The following is an 8,873-nucleotide window of genomic DNA, read 5'->3' on the forward strand; positions in this document are numbered from 1 at the left end:
GGGCACAAGAGTCTTCGGGATACGCAGTTATTCGATGCAATGGTCTTGGCGTTCACGTGGATCGTGGAGGTCGGGCTGAGGGAGCAGGCGATGCGTAACCGACTGGCGAGCTTCGGAATCAGACTGGCGACGGGCGTTGCTGCGCTTGCGTTGGTGTGCGGCCCTTCGGTTGGGCACGCAGTGGCGGCTGAGGAATCGCTGCTCCTGCGCGACAGTTTCCCGCTCGGATCGGGTGGCAGCAAGGCGCTCTGCCAGGTCCAGTCACGCACGACGGATCAGGCCAACCGGTCGCCCCTGGACAGGACATGGGCCATCGTCTGCCGGGATTCGGCCCTGCCGGTCGGATATGTCTTTGCGCTGCGGCACGGACAGGATGACGAACTGGCCCGCCTTGCGGATCGGCGTCGCCAGAAAGTCACCTGCCAAGATGCAGGCCGCGCTTCAGTTGCCGGGCGCATGCGGATGGATTGCCGCTGGAACGATCCTGATCTGGCCTACGAAGTGGTGAGCGTGGCGAGGGGCAATACAACCTTCGTGGTGGAGGGCTTTTCCGCCTACCACGGTGCGCTCGATCTGGCTCTGCGCTCGATCTATGCCGATCGCCTGATCGACGAGCCGATCGAGATCGCCATGACCTCGATAAACGACACCGAAGCCTATGCCCGGATCCAGGCTCTGACGCTTGATCCGGCAACGGCGCTGGCAGAAGGCTATCGCCGTAACAATTCGGGCGATTACGCCGAGGCTGCGGCCTACTTCGAGACGCTCGACCAGCGGCAGGCGTCGACGGGCGATGTGCCGATCGACCGAGTCGAGTTCCTGGTGAACGCTGGGCTGCAACGTTCCAATCTTGGCCAGTTCGCCGAAGCCGACCGCCTGTTTGCAGAGGCTGGCGCCATGCCTGCCGGCAGCGGTGTGGTGGAGCGGCTGCGCCGCAATTACGAGGTAATCCACCTTCTCAACCAGGAGCGCTACGCTCAGGCACTTGAGCGGCTGGGGCAGCCCCTGCGCCAGACCAGCGCGATGGGGGCGGAGAGCTTGCGCGACACCATGGAACTTACGCCATCGGTCTCGCGACGCATCAACGCTTCGGACCTGACGGCCAATGCGATGGGACTGGTCGACGATCTGCGGCTGACAGATGATGAACGCGCGACGATCCTCGATGCACAGAGCCTCCAGTTGCGCGGCACGGCATTGCGTCTAGTCGGGCGGAAGGCCGAGGCTCGTTCTGCGTTGGAGCAAGCGCAGGCACGGGCTTTGGCAGTGCGCAATGGCCGCGTTGTCTCGATCGTGCGCATGCGTGCGCAAGTGTTGAACGAGCTTGCTACGATTGCCGAAGACGAGGGGCGGATGTCTGACGCAGAAGCGCTGTTGCGTTCTGCGCTCGAGATTGTCGGCGTACAATATCCGGAAACCCGCAGCATGGCAGCGGCCCAGGCTAGGCTGGCGGCTTTCCTCGTGCGTCGCGGGCGCCCTTCGGAAGCAGAGCCGCTTTACCGCCAGGTCGTGGCCCGTTCGGTCGAGCGCGAGAATGGTCTTTCCGGCCTGTCTCGGCAGATGGCTCCCTATTTTGATCTGCTTGCCACGCGAATGAATGGGGATGCGGGAACGAGCGATGCCTTCTTCCAGGCATCTCAAGTGCTGGTGCGTCCGGGCGTTGCCGAAACGCAGGCCGTGCTTTCGCGCGAACTGTCAGGCGGCAGCGACGAGGCCGCACGGCTGTTCCGGCAGTCCAACAGCCTGACGCGCGCCGTGGAACGCGCCCGCATGACCTATGCGGCCTTGCAACGGCTGGATGATGCGTCGGCCTGGACAGACGAGATTGCCGATGCTGCAAAACGGGTCAGCGAACTCGAAGCGCAGGAACAGGCAACCGTCATCGAACTTGCCAACTATGCCCGCTATCGCGTTGTGACGCAGCGGGTAATTGGTCAGAAGGAGCTCCAGGAAGGCCTCGCTCCGAACGAGGCCTACGCCAAGATGGCTGTTCTTGGTCCTGATGTGTTCGTGTTCTTTGCGAACAAGGACAAGGCCGTTGGCTATCGGGCGCCCATCACTGCGGCGGAATTGGAATCGTCGGTCAAGGCGGTCCGTGACTCGATCTCGCGCTTCGATGGCAAGCAATATGTAACCGGCACTTTTGCGGCAAAAGAGGCGGTAGCCGTCTACAAGGCCTTGTTTGGTCCTGTCGCATCGGACCTGCAGGCAGCCCGGCATCTGATCTTCGAACCAGACGGGGCGATGCTGAAATTGCCGATAAATGTGCTGATTGCCGACGAAGGTTCGGCACAGGAATACCTAAAGCAAGCCGAAAGCCCGGCCGGCGATCCCTTCGATCTACGGGCTGTTCAATGGCTTGCAAAGGACAAGCTTGTTTCCACTGCGGTGTCTGCACGGTCCTTCATGGATGCCCGCAAGCAGCCTGCTTCGAAGGCGCACGAGGCCTATCTCGGCATGGGCCGAAATGCTGCGGTTGTAGCATCGAGCGGGCAAGTCGGTTCGAGAGTGAGGGGGGGCGATGGGGCCGCAGGCAGCGATTGCGACTGGCCGTTGACGACGTGGAGCAGGCCCATCTCCGAGGCCGAGCTTCTCAAGGCCCGGATGCTGCTTTCCGGGCAGGGCACCGATCTGATGGTCGGTTCGGCATTTTCGGACACGGCGATCAAGGCGCGGGGCGACCTCGACAATTTCCGCATTCTTCATTTTGCAACACATGGCCTCGTTACCCCGCCACAGCCGTCGTGCGCGGCACGGCCAGCGCTTGTCACCTCATTCGGCGCGCAGGGGTCGGATGGCCTGCTCAGCTTTGCCGAGATATTCGATCTGAAGCTCGACGCTGACATGGTCATCCTTTCGGCCTGCGATACGGCGGGTGAAGCGGACGTGATTGCCACGCGCGAGACGGGCCTTGCCACGGGTGGCGGGTCAGCGCTGGAAGGACTGGTCCGCGCGTTCATCGGTGCCGGAAGCCGATCCGTCCTTGCCAGCCATTGGCCAGCGCCCGACGACTTCGACGCCACCGCGCGATTGATCAACGGTCTGTTTGCCGCTGCGCCCGGCACGGCCTCCGGAGAGGCCCTGCTCAAGGCGCAGCAGGCGCTCATGTCCGATGTCGATACATCTCACCCTTATTATTGGGCCGGCTTTGCGGTTATCGGAGACGGAGCCCGGCCGCTCGTGTCTCAGGGCGCGCGGATGGTTGCCATCGGGGGAAGTTCGGCCGTGGCGCCTTCACGGGTAAGGGAGGGAATTTAAGGCATGGCCAAAGAGCCGCGTGTGGTCAGTGAAGGACCGCGCGAGATTGGCAGGACGGCGCGGCGCAGCCTGTCGCAGCTTGGCTGGCAGCGCAGTTTCGTAGCGCTCATCCTGCTGGCGTTGGCCCTGTTCATTGCCCTGAACAGTTGGCGGCTGCCGCTTTTGCGTGATGCGGAAGCGGCGCTGTACGATTTGCGTGCAGCCAATTTCGCCCCACCGACCGATACCGACAAGCGTATCACGCTGGTCGTCTACACGGCCGATACAAATCGGGCGACGGGACAGATTTCTCCGGTCGACCGGACGATCCTCGCCAAAGCACTGGGGCAGATCGACCAACTGGGAGCGAAGGGCATCGGTATCGACGTCCTGTTCGACAGCCCGCAGGATGATGATGACCTCTTGAGGGCGTCGCTCAAGGGAATGAAAACGCCTGTCTTTCTGGCCTTTGCTGACAACCGCACCAATCCGGAGGCCATCACCTACGAGCAGGAGCAGGACCTGCGCGCCTTCATGCAAAGTGCAGGCGGGGCCATGACCAAGCCCGCCTCGATCCTGCTTGAGACAGATACGGACGGTGTTGCCCGCCGCTGGCCTCGGCAATATCCGGGGTTGCCGCCTTTGCTATCCATCGCCCTGACGCAAGGCAGTGCCGATGCCGATCCGCGCTTCGCCAGTTTTACGGGACCGATCCGCTATCGGGTGCCCTCGGCGAGCGACCGGCCAGTGTTCGACAAGATCCCGATCGATCTTGTGGCCGATCCTGAAACGGCGCCCTTGGTGGCGGACGCAATCAAGGGGCGCTACGTCCTGATTGGCGGGGACTTTTCGGATTTTGACCAGTTCGATACGCCCTTTACCCGGACCGGGAATCCCGTGACAGGCGAAACCCGCATGATTGGCGTCGAAGTCCACGCATCGATGCTTGCGCAACTGCTGGACAAGGCCTGGAAGCAGCGGCCCGCGATGGGGCTGAAGATCCTGGCTGGTATCCTCGCCGTCGCGCTGGGCGCTGCCACCGCCATGATCCAGACCCGCACCTGGGTCTTGGCGATCGGTGTGCTTGCGCAGTTTTCGCTGTTCCTGGCGGTGCCGTTCCTTGTGGAGCGGGCGGGCTTTGACACGCTTGACCTGCCGGCGACAGGCTGGCTGATCGGCTGGCTGATAGCCTATACCGCCATCAGTTCAGGCTTGCGTGCTATCAACGCAGCGCAGCGTGAGTTCGCGCAGGGCGCACTTGGCAAATACCTGCCTCGATCGGTTGCATCAGAGATCATGCGCAACCCGGACCGCCTCTCGCTGCACGGAGAAAAGCGCGAGATATTCTGCCTTTTCAGCGATCTAGAAGGCTTCACCAAGCTGACGCATGCAGTCGAGCCGGAAATGATCGCGCGCCTGCTGAACGACTATCTCGACCGGCTCAGTGCCGTGGTACTGGAGTATGGCGGCACGCTCGACAAGTTCGTCGGCGATGCCGTGGTCGCCTTCTGGGGCGCCCCGATTGCCTACCCCGATGACGGTGAGCGCGCGGTGAAGGCGGCATGGGCGATGTACCTCGCTGGCGAAGAGTTTCGCAAGTCGGTGCCGGAAGGCGTGCCCAAGATCGGACGGACCCGCGTGGGGGTACATTATGGCGAAGCGGTCGTCGGCAATTTCGGGGGGGAAGGGCGGATACAGTACACCGCTCTTGGCGATGCCATGAACACTGCTGCCCGGCTTGAGGGCGCTAACAAGCCGCTGGATACGCGCGTGCTCGTCAGCCGTGAAGCAGCCGAGCGGTCCGGGCTTGACTGGTTCCGTCCCATGGGGGCTGTGACGCTGCGGGGGCGAAAGACGCCTGTTGAAATCTTCGAACCGGTTCCGGACATGGCCGAGGAGCAGCGCGGGCTTGCGATCGCGGCGGTCGAGGCGCACGCGCAGGGAGACGCGGAACGTGTGAAAGCTCTCACAGACACAATTCTCGAATCGGTCCATGATGATGACGCGATGATGAATTTGATCCAGAGGTTGCGGCAAACGCACAAGGGAGAGAGTTATGTTCTTGGTTGATGGCAAGCAGTTGCGCGCCTTCGTGGCGGGCGCGTCGGCCATTGCCGGGCTTGCACTGGCAGGCCATGCCATGGCGCAATCGGTTGTGGTCCGGTCAACCGGACCTTCGGCAGGCGCCTATCCGCAGGGGCGCAAGTTGCCCGCAGGAGCGTCGGTCGTCCTCAAGTCCGGCGACCATGTAACGGTTCTCGACAAGGCCGGGACCCGGGTTCTCAACGGTCCCGGAACTTTCGCACTCAACGGCGAAGTCAGCCGCGATGCCGCAGCAGGCACGCAACTCGCGGCAATGATGGCCCGCGGCGGCGCCTCGCGCACGCGCACAGGGGCTGTCCGTGGCGCCGCCAGCGCTCCGGCATTGGCCACCCCGACCGGCCCGGAGAACGTCTGGTATATCGATGTGAGCAAGGGCGGAACCTATTGCATTGCCGACCCTGCAACTGTCGTGCTCTGGCGTCCTGAAAAGGTTGAGGAAGGCACGGGCAAGCTGCTTTCGCAGGACGGAAGCTCTGCGGATGTAACCTGGCGTGCCGGAAGCGCGCTCAAGGTCTGGCCGGCCGCCAGCGTGCCCGTCGTCGACGGGCAGACCTACACTTTCAGCAATGCTGTGGGCGCGCCGGTAAAGATCCGCACCGTGGTCATGACCAACGTGCCGACTGACGAACTTGAGGTGGCAGGGGCCATGGCGGACAAGGGCTGCAATGCGCAGCTCGATCTTCTTGCGAACCTTGCGCAATCAACCCAGGCCGGAGGCTGAACAATGCGCCGCAAGGGACTGGTTACGTTCAGCATTGCTGTTGCCTCAGCACTTTCGACAATAACGAGCGGCGCCTTCGCACAGGCCGTTGTCGTACGATCGACCGGTCCATCGGCCGCTTCGTACCCAAAGGGCAAGCGGCTCCCGGCGAATGTACAGGTCGTGCTGAAAGCCGGCGACGTGGTTACTGTTCTGGACAAGGCCGGAACGAGGGTACTCAGGGGTGTGGGCACCTTCACGCTCGACAATGCAGTGAACCGTGATCGCAGTGCGGCGGCGCTTCTGGCGCGGTCCCTCAGCAATCCTGCATCGGTCAGGGCGGGGGCCGTGCGCGGCGCCGGGGATACCTCGGGTGAAAACGTACTGCCTGTAAGCATCTGGCTGGCAGACACTAGCGAGGGCGGGAACGTCTGCGTTCCCCGTGGCAGCGACCTTTATCTGTGGCGAGAGGAAGCCAAGGCTCGAAGCTTTACCTGGCTCACCGAAAGTGCGGGCGGCGAGATGGTGCGCATGCAATGGCCGCCCAAGACCGTGGGCATCGCCTGGCCCAAGACCATGCTCGCCCCGCAGGAAGGGCGCACTTACCGCATCTATGATGAAACGGCGCCGGACAAGGCGGCGGAGTTCCGGATCGTCATGCTCGAACCTGAGGACGTTCCAGCCGATGCGGCCTCGTTGGGCACGCTGTTGCTGGACAACGGTTGCAAAGCGCAATTCGATTGGCTTGCGGCGACGCTTGCAGAACCGGACATACAAGAGCAACATCCATAGTGGAACTACTTAGGGTGATTCTCCACCACAGGTCATTCCCAACGTTACAGAGCCTTACCGGGCCAACAAGTTAAGTCATCACGGGTCGCGCCTGTGGAGATTCGACTCAAATGGCCGATCCTGTTGCTGCTTTGCCCTTCCTCGGGGGCACGATACCAGTTCGTTTCCGAGACAAAGCCCGGTTTTTCAGGCTTCGCGGGACGGCTGCGGCAGGCCTGTTTCCCCTTCTGACCCTGTCTCTTTCGGTGAGCGCGGCGCTCGCCCAGTCGGTCCCTCCGGGCAACGTCCAGCCTCCTACGCGCGAAGAAATTCAGCGTGGCGTGGCAGAAGGAACGCTCAATCGGAGTGGCCCGGTCACGGTCGACACGTCCGAAGTCGAACGCGCGCCATGCCCTCTCGCTGCTCCTGATTTCGCCGGGATCCGCTTCAAGCTTTCGGCCGTCAACTTTACCGGCATGCAGGATCTTCCGGGCTTCGACCTGGCGGATAGCTACGCCGAGTTCGTCGGAATGGAGCAGCCGGTATCGGTGATCTGCGAAATTCGCGATCGCGCCGCAACCAAGCTGCGGCAGGCCGGATATCTCGCCGCGGTGCAGGTACCGCCGCAGAAAATCGATGGAGGAACGATCCGGCTGGATGTGCTCCTTGCCCATCTCAAGCGGGTACAGGTCAAAGGTGATGTGGGGCGGTCGGAACAGGCGCTCCTCAGGTATCTCCAGAAGCTTACCAGAGACCCGGTTTTCAACACTCGTCGCGCAGAGCGTTGCCTGCTGCTGGCCAAGGACCTGCCTGGCATGGATGTACGCCTGGCGCTTCGCCCGCTCGAAGGATCACCGGGCGAAGTCGTTGGCGAGGTTTCCGTAAGGAGGGTACCAGTCTACGCTGAACTCGGACTGCAGAACTACGGTTCTCACGCAGTCGGTCGGTACAGCGGTCTCGCCAGGGTGCAATTCAACGGGCTGACCGGGCTGGGCGATTCCACCACAGCCAGCTTCTTTGCCACCACCGACCTTCATGAGCAGAAAGTGCTGCAACTCGGCCACGAAATGCGCCTTGGCGGGGAAGGCTTCGCTCTTCGCGGGGACTTCACCTACGGTTGGACCAATCCGACGGTGACGGACACGCGGGCCGATTTCCATTCGAGGACATTGTCGGCATCACTGGAAGGCAGCTTTCCGCTCATACGGTCGCAGGCATACAACCTGTCGATTGCCGCAGGGGGACAGATATCCAACCAGGATCTCGACTTCGGCAGCATTCCGCTGAACCGCGATCGCTTGCGGGTAATTTACGCCAGGGCCGATGCCAACGGGATCAGCCGACCGAGCCTGACAGGCCGCGACGGCTTCACACCGTTCGAACCACACTGGTCATGGGGACTGACCCTCGAAGTTCGACATGGGCTTGACGTCCTCGACGCCACCAAGGGCTGCGTCGGTGCCAATGCGCCCAGTTGCCGTGGCTTCGGAAAGGTCACGCCGAGCCGGATCGAGGGCACTGCAAAGGGCTTTGTCCTGCGAGCCTCTGGAGTTTTCGATTATCGTCCGGTGCGCAAGGTCACGCTCAGCATTCAGCCCCGTGCGCAATACTCGCCCGACAAGCTCCTCTCCTACGAGGAGTTTTCCGGCGGTAACTACACCGTCGGCAGAGGATATGATCCGGGCGCAGTGATCGGGGACAGCGGCGTTGGCGTGCGCGGCGAAATCCGCCTGGGATCGCTCTTGCCCAAGGTTGCCGGTGGCAGTGCTTTCCAGCCTTACGCCTTTGCCGACGCGGCATGGGTGTGGAACAATGACGCCGCGTTCGACGGGCTCGATCCGCAGAAGGTGATTTCTGTCGGCGGCGGCCTGCGGGCCGCGATCAAGGACTCCATTCGCCTCGATGCCGGCGTGGCTGTGCCATTGCACGATCCGCTTGGATTGGACGTCAAGGGCAAGGCCCGTTTCATGCTCAATCTTTCGTTCCAGCTCCTGCCGTGGAGGCTGTGATGGCCCGTACGCTTACAAGCCCGATGCATAAGTCTCGCAAGGTTTCACTGGCC

5 protein-coding genes are annotated in these 8,873 nt (G+C 62.5%); all 5 read left to right on the forward strand.

What is annotated here, in order from left to right:
- Nucleotides 1–90 precede the first annotated feature (90 nt).
- The 5 genes from ACZ1JY_RS01310 (at nt 91) to ACZ1JY_RS01330 (ending at nt 8,820) form a co-directional block, all read left to right on the forward strand.
- A complete protein-coding gene (locus ACZ1JY_RS01310) occupies nt 91–3,258 on the forward strand; it encodes a CHAT domain-containing protein (RefSeq protein WP_465130108.1) in 3,168 nt (1,055 codons plus the stop codon).
- Nucleotides 3,259–3,261: 3 nt separating this feature from the next.
- Nucleotides 3,262–5,307, forward strand: a complete 2,046-nt coding sequence (locus ACZ1JY_RS01315; RefSeq protein ID WP_465130109.1) for a CHASE2 domain-containing protein — start codon at nt 3,262–3,264, stop codon at nt 5,305–5,307.
- A complete protein-coding gene (locus tag ACZ1JY_RS01320) occupies nt 5,294–6,061 on the forward strand; it encodes a hypothetical protein (RefSeq protein WP_465130110.1) in 768 nt (255 codons plus the stop codon). Before ACZ1JY_RS01315 ends, ACZ1JY_RS01320 begins: the two co-directional genes overlap by 14 nt.
- Before the next feature lie 3 nt (nt 6,062–6,064).
- On the forward strand, nt 6,065–6,832 hold the full coding sequence (locus ACZ1JY_RS01325) for a hypothetical protein (protein ID WP_465130111.1): 768 nt from the start codon (nt 6,065–6,067) through the stop codon (nt 6,830–6,832).
- A gap of 245 nt (nt 6,833–7,077) precedes the next feature.
- Nucleotides 7,078–8,820 (forward strand): ShlB/FhaC/HecB family hemolysin secretion/activation protein, encoded by a 1,743-nt coding sequence (locus tag ACZ1JY_RS01330; protein ID WP_465130112.1) that lies wholly within the window; start codon nt 7,078–7,080, stop codon nt 8,818–8,820.
- Nucleotides 8,821–8,873 lie beyond the last annotated feature (53 nt).

This window comes from Novosphingobium sp. BL-A-41-Hi4B-X5A (assembly GCF_055521705.1).